The sequence below is a fragment of the Streptomyces sp. DG1A-41 genome, assembly GCF_037055355.1.
Classification (GTDB): domain Bacteria; phylum Actinomycetota; class Actinomycetes; order Streptomycetales; family Streptomycetaceae; genus Streptomyces.
Window position 1 is genome coordinate 5577673 of the sequence record NZ_CP146350.1, and the last position, 13610, is coordinate 5591282.

At 69.8% G+C, this 13610-nt stretch carries 14 protein-coding genes; 12 read left to right on the forward strand and 2 right to left on the reverse strand.

The features are described from left to right. Window positions 1–185 precede the first annotated feature (185 nt). The 5 genes from rpsM to truA all read left to right on the forward strand — a co-directional run bounded on the left by rpsM (window position 186) and on the right by truA (window position 3818). Complete coding sequence (gene rpsM, locus V8690_RS26235) at window positions 186–566, forward strand: 30S ribosomal protein S13 (RefSeq protein WP_338782545.1); 381 nt, start codon at window positions 186–188, stop codon at window positions 564–566. Between the two features lie 64 nt (window positions 567–630). Beyond that, a complete protein-coding gene (gene rpsK, locus V8690_RS26240) occupies window positions 631–1035 on the forward strand; it encodes a 30S ribosomal protein S11 (RefSeq protein WP_003956432.1) in 405 nt (134 codons plus the stop codon). 151 nt (window positions 1036–1186) lie between these two features. Then, complete coding sequence (locus V8690_RS26245; protein WP_003966937.1) at window positions 1187–2209, forward strand: DNA-directed RNA polymerase subunit alpha; 1023 nt, start codon at window positions 1187–1189, stop codon at window positions 2207–2209. Window positions 2210–2324: 115 nt separating this feature from the next. Further along, window positions 2325–2822, forward strand: coding sequence for a 50S ribosomal protein L17 (gene rplQ, locus V8690_RS26250; RefSeq protein ID WP_338782546.1), 498 nt, complete (start codon window positions 2325–2327; stop codon window positions 2820–2822). Between the two features lie 141 nt (window positions 2823–2963). Beyond that, on the forward strand, window positions 2964–3818 hold the full coding sequence (gene truA, locus V8690_RS26255; RefSeq protein ID WP_338782547.1) for a tRNA pseudouridine(38-40) synthase TruA: 855 nt from the start codon (window positions 2964–2966) through the stop codon (window positions 3816–3818). A 17-nt stretch (window positions 3819–3835) separates the two neighbouring features. Here truA and V8690_RS26260 read toward each other — a convergent pair whose 3' ends face one another. Then, window positions 3836–4654: a hypothetical protein gene (locus V8690_RS26260; RefSeq protein ID WP_338785461.1), complete on the reverse strand. Its 819-nt coding sequence runs from the start codon at window positions 4652–4654 to the stop codon at window positions 3836–3838. Window positions 4655–4884: 230 nt separating this feature from the next. Between V8690_RS26260 and V8690_RS26265 the strand changes: the two genes are divergently transcribed. From V8690_RS26265 to V8690_RS26285, 5 genes are all read left to right on the forward strand, one after another. Then, on the forward strand, window positions 4885–6027 hold the full coding sequence (locus tag V8690_RS26265) for a CapA family protein (RefSeq protein ID WP_338782548.1): 1143 nt from the start codon (window positions 4885–4887) through the stop codon (window positions 6025–6027). Between the two features lie 204 nt (window positions 6028–6231). Beyond that, complete coding sequence (locus V8690_RS26270) at window positions 6232–8478, forward strand: HAMP domain-containing protein (RefSeq protein WP_338785462.1); 2247 nt, start codon at window positions 6232–6234, stop codon at window positions 8476–8478. A gap of 7 nt (window positions 8479–8485) precedes the next feature. Further along, the gene (gene pgsB, locus V8690_RS26275) at window positions 8486–9976 is read left to right on the forward strand and encodes a poly-gamma-glutamate synthase PgsB (RefSeq protein WP_338782549.1); all 1491 of its coding nucleotides are present in this window, start codon (window positions 8486–8488) and stop codon (window positions 9974–9976) included. Window positions 9977–10048: 72 nt separating this feature from the next. Beyond that, the gene (locus tag V8690_RS26280; RefSeq protein ID WP_020276280.1) at window positions 10049–10531 is read left to right on the forward strand and encodes a poly-gamma-glutamate biosynthesis protein PgsC/CapC; all 483 of its coding nucleotides are present in this window, start codon (window positions 10049–10051) and stop codon (window positions 10529–10531) included. 40 nt (window positions 10532–10571) lie between these two features. Further along, on the forward strand, window positions 10572–11657 hold the full coding sequence (locus V8690_RS26285) for an NlpC/P60 family protein (RefSeq protein WP_338782550.1): 1086 nt from the start codon (window positions 10572–10574) through the stop codon (window positions 11655–11657). A gap of 21 nt (window positions 11658–11678) precedes the next feature. On the opposite strand, the gene V8690_RS26290 is transcribed toward V8690_RS26285, so the two are convergent. Continuing rightward, window positions 11679–12551, reverse strand: coding sequence for a hypothetical protein (locus V8690_RS26290; RefSeq protein ID WP_338782551.1), 873 nt, complete (start codon window positions 12549–12551; stop codon window positions 11679–11681). Between the two features lie 74 nt (window positions 12552–12625). Here V8690_RS26290 and V8690_RS26295 point away from each other — a divergent pair, with 74 nt between their 5' ends. Both V8690_RS26295 and rplM read left to right on the forward strand, forming a co-directional pair. Beyond that, a complete protein-coding gene (locus V8690_RS26295) occupies window positions 12626–12937 on the forward strand; it encodes a hypothetical protein (RefSeq protein WP_338782552.1) in 312 nt (103 codons plus the stop codon). A 214-nt stretch (window positions 12938–13151) separates the two neighbouring features. Continuing rightward, a complete protein-coding gene (gene rplM, locus V8690_RS26300; RefSeq protein ID WP_010036634.1) occupies window positions 13152–13595 on the forward strand; it encodes a 50S ribosomal protein L13 in 444 nt (147 codons plus the stop codon). Window positions 13596–13610: the final 15 nt, after the last annotated feature.

Sequence of the window (13610 nt, forward strand, 5' to 3'; positions counted from 1 at the left end):
GAACCCTCTGCATCCATCGCAGAGATTCGCGCGACGCAAGCTGAATATGTTCATACGCAGGATCCGGGCTGACCATGGTCGGCCTGACACCCCCGGTTCGGAGGCCGGGGACCCAGTTCGTACCTGGTACGGCGGCTGGGAGTCGGTTCTGCGGAAGACCTCCGACAAGCAACTGGAGCCATTGAATGGCACGCGTTTCCGGTGTTGACATCCCGCGCGACAAGCGCGTGGAGATCGCCCTCACCTACGTGTTCGGCATCGGCCGGACCCTCTCGCAGACGACGCTGGCCGCCACCGGCGTCGACCCGAACACCCGCGTTCGCGACCTCTCCGAGGAGCAGCTCGTCGCGATCCGCGAGTACGTCGACAACAACATCAAGACCGAGGGTGACCTCCGTCGCGAGATCCAGGCCGACATCCGCCGCAAGGTCGAGATCGGTACCTACCAGGGTCTGCGTCACCGCCGCGGTCTGCCCGTCCGCGGACAGCGCACCAGCACCAACGCCCGCACCCGCAAGGGCCCGCGTCGCGCCATCGCCGGCAAGAAGAAGCCGGGCAAGAAGTAGTCCTCAGCGGACGCTCGTCAGCGGTCTTCGCTGCAGGACCGACCACCTCCCGTAGGAGTTATAGATGCCCCCCAAGGGTCGTCAGGGCGCTGCCAAGAAGGTGCGCCGCAAGGAAAAGAAGAACGTCGCTCACGGCCACGCGCACATCAAGAGCACGTTCAACAACACGATCGTCTCGATCACGGACCCGTCCGGCAACGTGATCTCCTGGGCCTCCGCCGGCCACGTCGGCTTCAAGGGCTCCCGGAAGTCCACGCCGTTCGCCGCGCAGATGGCCGCCGAGTCGGCTGCCCGCCGCGCCCAGGAGCACGGCATGCGCAAGGTCGACGTGTTCGTCAAGGGCCCGGGTTCCGGTCGTGAGACCGCCATCCGTTCGCTCCAGGCGACCGGTCTCGAGGTCGGCTCCATCCAGGACGTCACCCCGACCCCGCACAACGGCTGCCGTCCGCCGAAGCGCCGCCGCGTCTGACGCGACGCCTTCGGGCTCTCGGTTTTCGGGCGGTACGGCTCTTTCGGGCCGTATCGCCCGTACCCTTGCAGTACCCGTCTCTTTCTGTCGGGGACGGTTCAAGTCGGGCGTCATATAGCGGGCGCCCCCGACTGAAGGATCTGATCCACACATGCTGATCGCTCAGCGTCCCTCGTTGACCGAAGAGGTCGTCGACGAGTTCCGGTCCCGGTTCGTGATCGAGCCGCTGGAGCCGGGCTTCGGCTACACCCTCGGCAACTCCCTGCGCCGGACCCTCCTCTCCTCGATCCCGGGTGCGGCGGTCACGTCCATCCGCATCGACGGTGTTCTGCACGAGTTCACCACCGTGCCGGGCGTCAAGGAGGACGTCACCGACCTGATCCTCAACATCAAGCAGCTGGTCGTCTCCTCGGAGCACGACGAGCCGGTCGTGATGTACCTGCGCAAGCAGGGCCCGGGTCTGGTCACCGCCGCCGACATCGCGCCGCCGGCCGGTGTCGAGGTGCACAACCCCGACCTCGTCCTCGCCACGCTCAACGGCAAGGGCAAGCTGGAGATGGAGCTGACGGTCGAGCGTGGCCGTGGCTATGTCTCCGCCGTGCAGAACAAGCAGGTCGGCCAGGAGATCGGCCGGATCCCGGTCGACTCGATCTACTCGCCGGTGCTCAAGGTCACGTACAAGGTCGAGGCCACGCGTGTCGAGCAGCGGACCGACTTCGACAAGCTGATCGTCGATGTCGAGACCAAGCAGGCCATGCGTCCGCGTGACGCCATGGCGTCGGCCGGTAAGACCCTGGTCGAGCTGTTCGGTCTGGCCCGCGAGCTCAACATCGACGCCGAGGGCATCGACATGGGTCCGTCCCCGACGGACGCCGCGCTGGCTGCGGACCTGGCTCTGCCGATCGAGGAGCTGGAGCTCACCGTTCGGTCGTACAACTGCCTCAAGCGTGAGGGCATCCACTCCGTGGGTGAGCTCGTGGCTCGTTCCGAGGCCGACCTGCTCGACATCCGCAACTTCGGTGCGAAGTCGATCGACGAGGTCAAGGCGAAGCTGGCCGGGATGGGCCTCGCGCTCAAGGACAGCCCGCCCGGATTCGACCCGACCGCTGCCGCGGACGCCTTCGGTGCGGACGACGACGCGGACGCGGGCTTCGTGGAGACCGAGCAGTACTGAGTCTCTGCTTCCGGGGTTCGCGTCAGCGGGCCCCGGATCTCCGACGGGCAACCGCTCGCTCGGATACTGACCCCGGTACCTGATACGGCCGGGGCAGACACCTAGGAGAAACACCATGCCGAAGCCCACCAAGGGTGCCCGTATGGGCGGCAGCGCCGCGCACGAGAAGCTGATGCTCGCGAACCTCGCGAAGTCGCTGTTCGAGCACGGCCGGATCACCACCACCGAGGCGAAGGCGCGCAAGCTGCGCCCGTACGCCGAGCGTCTGGTCACCAAGGCGAAGAAGGGCGACCTTCACAACCGCCGTCAGGTGCTCCAGGTCATCACGGACAAGAGCATCGTCCACACGCTCTTCACCGAGATCGGCCCGCGCTACGAGAACCGTCCGGGTGGCTACACCCGCATCACCAAGATCGGTAACCGCCGTGGCGACAACGCGCCCATGGCTGTCATCGAGCTGGTCGAGGCGCTGACGGTGGCGCAGGAGGCGACGGGTGAGGCCGAGGCCGCGACCAAGCGTGCCGCCAAGGACGCCGAGGCCGCTGAGGCTGCTGAGCCTCAGGTCGATGTGACCAAGGCTGATGACGCTGCCGAGGAGTCCAAGGACGCCTGAGCGTCTGCCGGGGGCTGTTCGTCGGCGACTGCGGCTTCGTCGTGGTTGTTCGCGCAGTTCCCCGCGCCCCTGCGAGGGCGTTGGCGGGTCCGTTCCTTTTCAGGGGCGGGCCCGCTTTTGTGTTGCTGAGAGGATCTGTACGTGAGTGATGAAGCAGCAGCCGGTCACGTTCGTGTGCGGCTCGATCTGTCGTACGACGGGAGCGAGTTCTCCGGGTGGGCCAAGCAGGCCGGGGGGCGGCGGACCGTGCAGGGGGAGATCGAGGACGCTCTGCGGACCGTGACGCGGTCGGGTCGGACGTACGAGCTGACCGTGGCGGGGCGTACCGATGCCGGGGTGCATGCCCGGGGGCAGGTGGCGCATGTCGATCTGCCGCGTGAGGTCTGGGCCGAGCACAGCCAGAAGCTGCTGAAGCGGCTCGCCGGGCGGCTGCCCAGGGACGTACGGGTCTGGGCCCTCAGGGAGGCGCCCAGTGGCTTCAACGCGCGGTTCTCGGCGATCTGGAGGCGGTACGCGTACCGGGTCACCGACAATCCCGGGGGCGTCGATCCGCTGCTGCGGAACCACGTGCTGTGGCATGACTGGCCCCTGGACGTCGATGCCATGAACGAGGCCGCGCGGCGGCTGCTCGGGGAGCACGACTTCGCCGCCTACTGCAAGAGGCGGGAGGGCGCGACGACGATCCGCACGCTCCAGGAGCTGAGTCTCGTCAAGGGCGACGACGGGATCATCACCGCGACCGTGCGGGCCGACGCCTTCTGCCACAACATGGTGCGTTCGCTCATCGGGGCGCTGCTGTTCGTGGGCGACGGGCACCGGCCGCCGGACTGGCCGGCGAAGGTGCTGGTGGCCGGCGTGCGGGACTCGGCCGTGCACGTGGTACGGCCGCACGGGCTGACGCTGGAGGAGGTCGGCTACCCGGCCGACGAACTGCTCGCCGCACGCAGCAAGGAGGCGCGGAACAAGCGGTCGTTGCCGTCGGCGGGGTGCTGCTGACCGGCTTGCGCTGTTCCTCACCGGTGGGCGGAGTTCCAGGTGGTGACCAGCCCCGAGAGGGCCTTGGCGGCGGTGTCTGCGTCGCTGCCGTCGCCGCGTGCCTTGCGGGAGAGCTCCACGTGGAGGAACTTGGCGTGGTGGCGCTCCGCGGCCTTGCTCTGGACGTTCGTGGTGCCTTCCAGGGGGCAGCGGGCCGACCAGCCCCGGCAGACCCGCAGCCCGTCGGCCTGCATGGCGTCGGCGAGCGCGGTGGCTTCGGTGAGGGTGCTCCGCGCGGCTCCGGTGGAGAGGACGGCCTCGTACGGGCGGTCGGAGTCCTTGGCGAAGCCGTGCAGTTGCACGCCCGGGACGTCGCGTTTCTGGAGCTTGACGACGATGGCGTGGAAGACGCTGTCCTCCCGGTGAGCGACGTCGGCGGCGTCGCCCCGGCCTGCCTCGCGGTGTGCGCCGGCGATGACCAGCGAGCCGCCGGGGTTGTCCTCCAGGAGCCGCACGCCGAGGCGTTCGGTGTCCCGGTCGGAGACCGGGTGCGGTACCTGGGCGTTCCAGCGGACGTCGGAGTCGGCAGTCAGGTAGAGGCGTCCCCAGCGTTCGGCCCGGCCGGGGCGTGCGGCGGCGATCTCGTCGTACCTGCGGCCGGACTCGGTGTCGGTGAGGCGGGTGAGCTTGAGGCCGAGGGGGGCGAGCAGTCGTTCGGCCTTCGCGGGGTCGCCGTCCAGGAGGTGGCCGACGCTCTCGGCGACGCGGTCGCGGTGGGTGTCGTCCGGCGGGGTGTACGCGGCGTCGGGTTCCAGATCCGCCGTGTACGCGAGGATCCTGCTGCGGAGGTCCACCAGCTCCCGGGCGTGCTGAGTGGAATCGTCGTCCGTTGACCGGTCTGTTGGCGAATGACAGCCGAACAAGGCGAGAACGAGTCCGATTTGGGCCAGAGTGCGAGCGAAATGTGACTGTCTTGTGATGGCAACGTCCGGGGTGGTTGTGTGCTCCATGTGAATATGATGCGGTGACACTTCGTAATCCTCTCCGGATCGCTCGGGCGGCAACCGCTTTCGCGGCCACCGTTGCCGTGACGACCGCGTGTACCTCCGCGGCCTCCGCACCGCAGGTGAAGCCGGGCGGGCGCTCGTTCACCGTCGCCGCCGCCGGTGACGTGCTGATCCACCCCGAGCTGGTCGACCAGGCCGCCAAGGATGCCAAGAAGACCGGCGAGGGAGAGGCCGGCCTGGACTTCGGGCCGCTGCTCGCCGGGGTGAAGCCCGTCATCAGCAAGGCCGATCTGGCGATCTGTCACATGGAGACGCCCGTCGGGAAGCCGCGGGGACCCTTCGAGGGATACCCGGAGTTCCTCGTCCCGCCCCAGATCCTGACGACGCTCAAGGACGTGGGCTACGACACCTGCTCGACGGCCTCCAACCACACCTACGACCACGGCCTGGGGGCCGTGCGGCGCACCTTGAACGCCATGGACAAGGCCGGCCTCGGGCACACCGGCTCCGCCCGTACGCCCGAGGAAGCGGAACGGATCAACATTCGTGACGTCAACGGCGTCAAGGTCGCCCACCTCTCGTTCTCCTGGATGTCGTTCCGCCACCCGACGCCGGAGAAGGAGAAATGGGCGTTCAACCAACTCGATGCGGACTCGATCAAGGACGCCGAGGTCCGGGCCCGCGAGAAGGGCGCCGAGGTGGTCATCCTCTCGGTGCACTGGGGGGCCGAGCACTACAACGAACCGAGCGTCGCCCAGCTGCGGTTGGCGGAGCGGCTCAGCGCGGAGACCGGGATCGACCTGGTGATCGGGCACCACTCCCATGCGGTGCAGCCGATCCAGAAGGTGAACGGCACCTGGGTCGCCTACAGCCTGGGCAACCAGGTCGCCCGTCACTCCTCGCCCACCGGGGTCACCGAGGAGGGCGCGATCGGCTGGTTCGAGTTCCGCGAGACGACCGACGGCTGGGACGTCTCCGCCCGCTACGCCACGACGCTGGTGGACATTCCGCCCGAGGTGGAGTCCGGTGAGAAGCCGCCCGCCGGCGTGGTCGAGGACCACCGGGTGGTGGACGTGCGCCGGGCCCTCGACACGCCGGGCGATCTCTCCGATGAGCGGCTGGCCCGCTACCGGCTGGCGGCCGACCGCACGCGTGGCTTCCTGTACAACCGCGGGGCGCCGGGCGGTGAAGGCCTGAAGGAGCTCACGCTTGAGCGTGACTAGCGCCACAGCGCACACGGGGGCGAGCGGCACAACCTCGGCCCTGCCCAACAGTCTTGTAAACGGCGGTCAGTTACCCCTCCCGCGGGAGCGGTGATCTGTGCGGCCGTACTTCCCCAGAGAGGCCGGAGGAGACCACCGGTGACACCCACCCGCGCCGTGCGCCCCGTGAAGGGAGGACGGCGACGCAGCCGCAGACGCGCGGACATGCCGCTGCTGGGCGGCATCCGTCCCCCGATCGCGCTGCTGTGCGTGCTGGTGCTGGCCCTCGCGGGCCTCACCGCCCAGGTGCTCGGCCCCGCCAATGAGCAGGCCGTACCGCAGGCGGTGCTCTCCTCGCAGCGGCACTTCGCGGAGGACGGCGCCATCGCCCTGCGCGCCTCGATCGACGAGCGGGTCACCGACCTGGACCGCACCGCCGCCGCGCTGAACGCGGGGCCGCCGGTGAGGCCCGAGCGCGTCCTGTCCGACCTGGGGAAGACGTACCAGAAGTGGACGGGCACCACGGTCCTGGACCTGGAGAGCGGCAAGGTGCTGGCCGCCAGGGGTGAAACGATTCCGCTCGGGTGGCTGGACAAGGACGTCCTCACCGGGGACACGGCTCTCAAGCCCCGCATGGTGCGGTTGGAAACCGGTGACGTACGCCTGATGACCATGGCGGTCCTCGACGCCGAGGACGGGCCGCAGCAGTTGCTGCTCGCCTCCAACAGCCTGTCCGTGCCCGCCATCAACCTGGGCCAGTTCCGCTCCATGGCGGTCGTCGCCACCGGCGGGGAGATCCTCGCCACGGCAGGCTTCGAGCAGTCCGAGGCGCTCAACACCGACCAGGAGCGCAAGGAGCTGGCCTTCCTCCAGAAGCAGATGAGCGGGCTGTCCGCCCGGGCGGCACGGGAGACCGAGCAGGACCCGGTCAGCGCCAGGGAGCCGGGCTCCGGCGGCTACCCCGGTGTCAGCGGGACCCTGGTCGGCGGGAGCTACAACGGCCGTATCGCCACGGCCGGTTACGCCTCCCTCTCCTCCGCCGACCCGGAGGAGAAGAAGAGCGTCGGCGCGGGCCTCGGGCTCACCGTCGTCGCCCTGCTGCCCGTGGTCCAGCAGCAGGCCGCAGCTCCCGACCGGGAGCTGTACGGGCTGCTGGCGGCCGGAGCCCTGGTGGTGCTCGGACTGCTCGCCGCGGCCGTGCTGTGGGCGAGCGTGCAGCGGCCGCTGCTGCGGCTGTTCCTGGAGTCCCGCCGACTGGCCCGGGGCGATCTGACCCGCCCGGTTGACGTGCCCCGCTGGGGAGAGGCCGCGCGCATCGGCTCCGCCCTGGAGAGGCTGCGCGCGCAGCTGGGCGGCCCGTCCGATGACCCCGGCGGGCGCCAGCGCGTCAAGGGGCGGTTCGGGGTGCGCGGGCCGCTGGCACTGACCGCCGTACTGCTGTTGCTGTGGTGCCTGCCCGTCGGCCTCCTGCTGAACCGCACCGACGACTCCGTCAGCATCCCGGCCAGCATGGTCGCGGACCAGCGTGACCGTACCGACCTGGTCGCCGACCGGGTGCGCCGGGCGCTCAACGAGGCCCAGGCGGACCTGGTCTCCACGGCCCGGCTGATCGACCCGGACGACGCCGACGCCGGTCGCGCTCTGCTCGAGGAGACCCTGCGCGAGCACACCCGCTACCAGGCGCTGTACCTCCTCGACAAGGACGGCGAGGTCGTCGCCCGCGCGGGCAAGGAGCCGCGCGCCGGTTTCGCCGACGCGGACGAGCTGCCGCTGGTCCGGGTGGCCGACAAGGGCGGGAAGAAGCCGGTCGTCCAGGCCGGGGCGCCCCTGCCGGGCCGCGAGGGCATGACCCTGGTCGGCGAGGTCCGGATCGAGTTCCTCAACTCGCTGCTGAAGCGGCCCGGGCTCGGCGAGGTCCGCGTGGTGGACTCCAAGGCGGAGACCATCGCCGCCAGCGACGGCTTCCTGGCCTTCGAGGAACTGCCGCGCGACGCGCTCACCGACCTCGTGCGGGCCGGCAGCGTCCACGTCGGCGCCGGTCCCGTCGAGAACGGCCTGCTGATCCGCGAAGGACGCGGGACCACGGTCGCCGCGGCCGCCCCGTTCTCCGGCGGCGGTGTGGCGGCCGACATCGGCTGGACCGTCGTCAGCTGGCAGAACGCCAAGGACTTCCAGATCGCCCCGTACCAGCGCGAGGACCGCAGCGTCCTGGCCGGACTGCTCGGTCTGGCCCTGATCGTCGTCTGCCTCGGCTGGGTGTACCTGGTCGTGGCCCGGCCGATGCGGGCCCTGGCGGCCAGTGCGGAGAAGCTGGCCGACGGCGACCTCAAGTCCGTGCTGTACCCCCGCTACCAGGACGAGGTCGGCGCCGTCGTACGCAGCCTCGAACTGCTCCGCCAGCAACTCCAGGCCCGTAAGCAGACCCAGGCGCGCCGGCTCGCGGAGCCGGAAGCCGGCGTTCGGGGAAGGTGACCCAGCCGTGCTCTATCTGTACTTCGTCCTGCTCACCGGCAGCTTGCTGCTGCTGGCGGCGGGCATCGTGGAACAGCGCCGGCACTACGCCAGCCTGCACAGCATCCCCTCGCGCGTGCTCGTGAACGGCATCCGCGGCAAGTCCTCCATCACCCGGCTGTGCGCCGGGGCGCTGCGCGGGGGCGACCTGGTCACCGTGGCGAAGACCACGGGTACGGCGGCCCGGTTCATCCACCCGGACGCCACCGAGGAGCCGGTCTACCGCAAGTTCGGCATCGCCAACGTGGTGGAGCAGATCGGCATCGTGCGCCGGGCCGCCACCTACCGGCCCGACGCCCTCGTCATCGAGTGCATGGCCGTCATGCCGGCCCTCCAGGAGGTGAACCAGAGCAAGCTGATCCGCTCCACGATCGGCGTGCTGTGCAACGTCCGCGAGGACCACCTCGCCGAGATGGGACCCACCCTCGACGACGTGGCGCGGTCGCTGTGCCGCTCCATGCCGCAGGACGGCATCTGCGTCACCGCCGAGAAGGAGCGCTTCCACATCCTCCAGGAGGAGGCCGACGCCCGTAACTGCCAGTTGATCTACGCCGACCCGGAGACCGTCACCGACGAGGAGCTGCGCGGCTTCAGCTGGTTCACCTTCAAGGAAAACGTCGCGATCGCCCTCGTCGTGGCCGAACTGCTCGGCGTGGAACGGCGGGTCGCCCTCCAGGGCATGTACGACGCCCCGCCGGACCCGGGCGTGCTGTCCGTCGAGCGCTACGCGACGCCCGAGGGCAAGCGGCTCGCCTTCGCCAACGTCTTCGCGGCCAACGACCCCGAGTCGACGCTGATGAACATCAACCAGTTGCTCGACCTCGGCGCCATCCACCGGCCGCTGAACGTCGTGATCAACTGCCGGCCCGACCGCGTGGAACGCAACGGGCAGATGGGCGAGATCATCCCCGACCTCCAGCCGGACCACGTCTTCGTCATCGGGCACCCCGCCAAGAGTGCGATCGACGCCATCCCCGCCGAGTGGCGCGACCGCGCGATCGACCTCGGTGGCGAACGGCGGTCGGCCGAGGAGTTCATGCCCGCCCTTCTGGAGCGCCTGGCCGCCGACTCCTCCCTGGTCGCCATCGGCAACATCCACGGCCAGGGCGAGGAACTGCTGGAGTACCTGGCCGAACTCCCGGCGGACGAGTCCGCCCCCGCCGACGCCGCGCCGCCCTCGGACCCGGCCGTGCCGGCCCAGCCGGCGCGCCTGGACCCCTACGCCCCGTACCCCGTGGCCTACGAGGAGCGCTACCAGGCCTCCCGCACCCAGGAGATCCCGGTGGTCCGCATCCCGGCCCAGCCGTCGGGGCCGTACGCCGACGCCGGCTACTCCGGCCCGGCTCCCTACCAGCAAGGGCCGTACGCCGCTCCGGCCCAGCAGACATGGCAGCAGTACGCCGACGAGCCCTACGGGTACGTCCCGGCCGACGACGGGGGACACCCTCCCCGTTCCTGACGTCCACGGGCAGGACCCCACGACTCACGCCCACAGCTCGCCCCGCACCCGCACCCGTGCCCGGAGACCCCGTTGACCACCGCCGCCCTGACCCCCGAGATGGCCGCCCTCGGCATCGCCATCGGCCTGTTCTTCTCGTTGCTGTGCTACCTGACCACCAACCTGTCGCCGGGCGGCATGATCACGCCCGGCTGGCTCGCCCTGACGCTCATCGAGGACCTCCAGCGGGCGGCCATGGTGGTCGGCGTCACCGCCCTCACCTACGCGGGCACCAAGGTCATGCAGCGGCTGGTGATCCTCTACGGCAAGCGGCTGTTCGCCGCGGTGGTGCTGCTGGGCGTGCTGCTCCAGGCCACCGTGATGATCGTGCTCTCGATCGAGTTCCCGCTGCTGTACGGCAACCAGACCCTCGGCTTCATCGTGCCCGGCCTGATCGCGTACCAGATGGTCCGCCAGCCCAAGGGGGCGACGCTGCTGGCGACCGGCACCGTCTCGCTCATGGCCTACATCGTCGTCGCCGCCGGGCTGCTGCTCGGCATCATGCCCACCGTCTGAGAACCGGCGTCCCGGCGACCGACAACCCAGGAGAGAACACATGGCAGGGAAGAAGAAATCGCGGCCGGTCCTCTCCGGCCTCGTGGTGCTGGGGCTCGTCGCGACCTCCGGCTACCTCACCGTGGAACTCCGCAAGCAGGAGGACCAGGGCGTCCCGGAGATCACGAACGTCGGCGTGCTGGACGGCTCCGACCGGGCCGGCGGCGCGGCGAAGACCCGCGACGAGGGCGGGGAGAGCTGGTCCCGGCTGGAGAACCCCGCCCGCTCCGTGCTGCGCGGGTCCGACGGCCAGGTCAAGGCGGTGTTCACCGACGGGGCGCGCACCGCCACCCTGACCGGACCGGCCCGCACCTTCACCGAGCCCTCGTCGACGAGCTCCAAGGTCTCCACGACGGACTGGGTCCGCCTCATGCCCGAGCCCTGGAAGAAGGGCGCGGACAAGGAGAAGTGGTTCAAGGACTGGTACGCCGAGTACGAGGCCAGCAAGGAGGACGACCTCCTGGCCATCGCCTTCCAGTACGTAGCGGGCGCCAAGCAGAAGAAGGACGAGCAGGGCACCGTCTACGCCGGTGACGCCAACTTCGGGCCCCTCAACACGAGCGGGGCGGAGGGCGGCGACCTGCGCCTGGAGCAGTCCGACTTCTACGACTACCTCGGCGTCCCGTACCCCTTCCGGGACGGCGTCATCGGGCAGCCGGAGGCCGCGCGCGCCCGGTCGATCGACTGCTCGGGATACATGCGGATGGTGTTCGGCTACCGCGCCCGCTACCCGCTCATGTCCTCGGACGCATCGGGCGACGGCCTGCCGCGCACCGCCAACGGCATGGCCCGCTCCGAGCAGGGCGCCGACATCCTGCCGCTCACCGGCGTCTCGCCCAAGGACCGGCCCACCGGCATCGACCAGCTCCAGCCCGGGGACCTCGTCTTCTTCAAGCTCGACACCCGGACGAAGCAGCGCCTGGACCACGTCGGCATGGTGCTCGGCTACGACACCGAGGGCCACCTTCTCTTCGTCTCCAGCCGAGAGGAGGTCAACGGACCGACCATCGGTGATGTCGGCGGAGTGTCCAGGCTGGACGGCAACGGCTACTACGCCAAGACGCTGCGCAGCGCGAAGAGGCTGTGACCGGGCGCGCGCGGCGGCCGGTCACCCGTTGGCTGCGGCCGACGCCTGGGCCTGGCCGCGGCGGTGGATCTGGTCGATCGCGAACTGGGCCAGGTCGTTGCCGGCCTTGAAGACCGCGGTGTCCTCGGGCGTCACGTCCTTGCCGTTGGTGAAGCCGGCGTTGGTGAAGTAGGCGTAGCGGCCGTAGGAGTTGCTCGTCGTGCGGCAGAACCCGGACTCGCAGAAGCCCTTCACGCCGCCGCCGGAGAGCGACTTGACGAAGCTCCTCTTGTTGGTCTGGCCCTTGGCCTTGCCGGCCTGGGCCTCGGTGTCGAAGACCGCCACGCCGACCGTCACCGCGATGCCGTCTTTGACGTACGTGGCGCGTATCAGGCGCGTGCAGTCGTTCGCGGTGAGGACCTTGGGGAGCGTGCCGCCGGCCGCCGAGGCGCAGTTCCTCGTGTCGGCCGTGGGGCCCTTCTCGTACGTCGTCCCGCCCATGGTCAGCTGGGTGCCGGGGAAGAGGGTACCCGGGCCGAGCGGAGCCGTGTCCTTCTTCGCGCTGGCGATGAAGTCCTTCGGGTCCAGCGGGGGCGGGGCGCTGGTCGGGGCGAACGACGGGGCCGAGGCGGACGCGCTCGGGATGTCGGCCGAGGGCACCTGGGAGGTCGGGCTGTTCGCCTGGTTGTCGCCGCCCGCCGAGACCACTGCCACGGCGACGGCAGCGCCGATCGCGACGGTGGCGAGCGCGCCGCCGCCCACCAGGAGCAGCCGGCGTCGCTTGTTACGGGCCTCGGACGCCTCGGCGAGCGCGGCCCAGTCCGGAGACTGGCCGCTCCCGCTGTTCCAGGGCTGCTGCGACTGCGGTTTCCATGGATCCCACTGGGACTGGGGTCCCCCCTGCCCAAAGCTCATGGGGCGCATCTTAGACGGGACAAGTGGCGTGCTGGTCCGCCTGGACGGGCTCTGGAGCCCCTAGCGTTCCTCCCATGCGGACGGGCAAAGGCGACATCTGCGGGTGGTTGGGGCGAGTGCTGCCGGCCGTGGTGCTGCTGGTGTGCCTGTGGTCCTGGCCGACGGTCGCGGCCGGGGTGTGGCCGACGGTCGCGGTCGGGGTGCTGCGGGCGCTGCGTCGCCCGCGCGGTGGCGGCTCCCTGCCGCGGTGGTGCGCCGCCGTGGCCGTCGACGTGCTGTTGTCGCCGGTGTTTCCGTATGGGCGGCCGGTGCGGCGCCGGACGCTGCGGAGGGCCGTTACTCTCTGTGCAGGCCTGTGCGTCTCCGTGGCCGGCAGGCGGCGGTGATCCCGCGTTTTGACCCTTGTGGTGAGCCCCGGTATTCTGCTCTTTCGTTGTGTATTGGCTTGCTCATTCTCACGGGACGGGCCCTTACACCGGTCCACCGGGCCGATGACCAGCGACCAGCACGCGGTTTGCGTCACCGCAGTGCGGTCAAGGCTGTCGTGATCGTTTCGGTGACCTGTTCAGGACCATTCACTCGAAGCGAAGGCTACGAACCGTGCGTACGTACAGCCCCAAGCCCGGCGATGTGACGCGCCAGTGGCACGTCATCGACGCTCAGGACGTTGTCCTGGGTCGTCTCGCCACCACCGCAGCGACCCTCCTCCGGGGCAAGCACAAGCCGATCTATGCCCCCCACGTGGACGCTGGTGACTTCGTCATCATCATCAACGCGGACAAGGTGCACCTGTCCGGCAACAAGCGGACCCAGAAGATGGCGTACCGCCACTCCGGCTACCCGGGTGGTCTGCGCTCCGTCCGTTACGACGAGCTGCTCGACAAGAACCCCGAGAAGGCCATCGAGAAGGCCGTCAAGGGCATGCTCCCCAAGAACACTCTGGGCCGTCAGATGCTCTCGAAGCTGAAGGTCTACAAGGGTGACCAGCACCCGCACGGCGCGCAGCAGCCGCAGCCGTACGAGATCACCCAGGTCGCGCAGTAAGTCCGGCCACCCCCT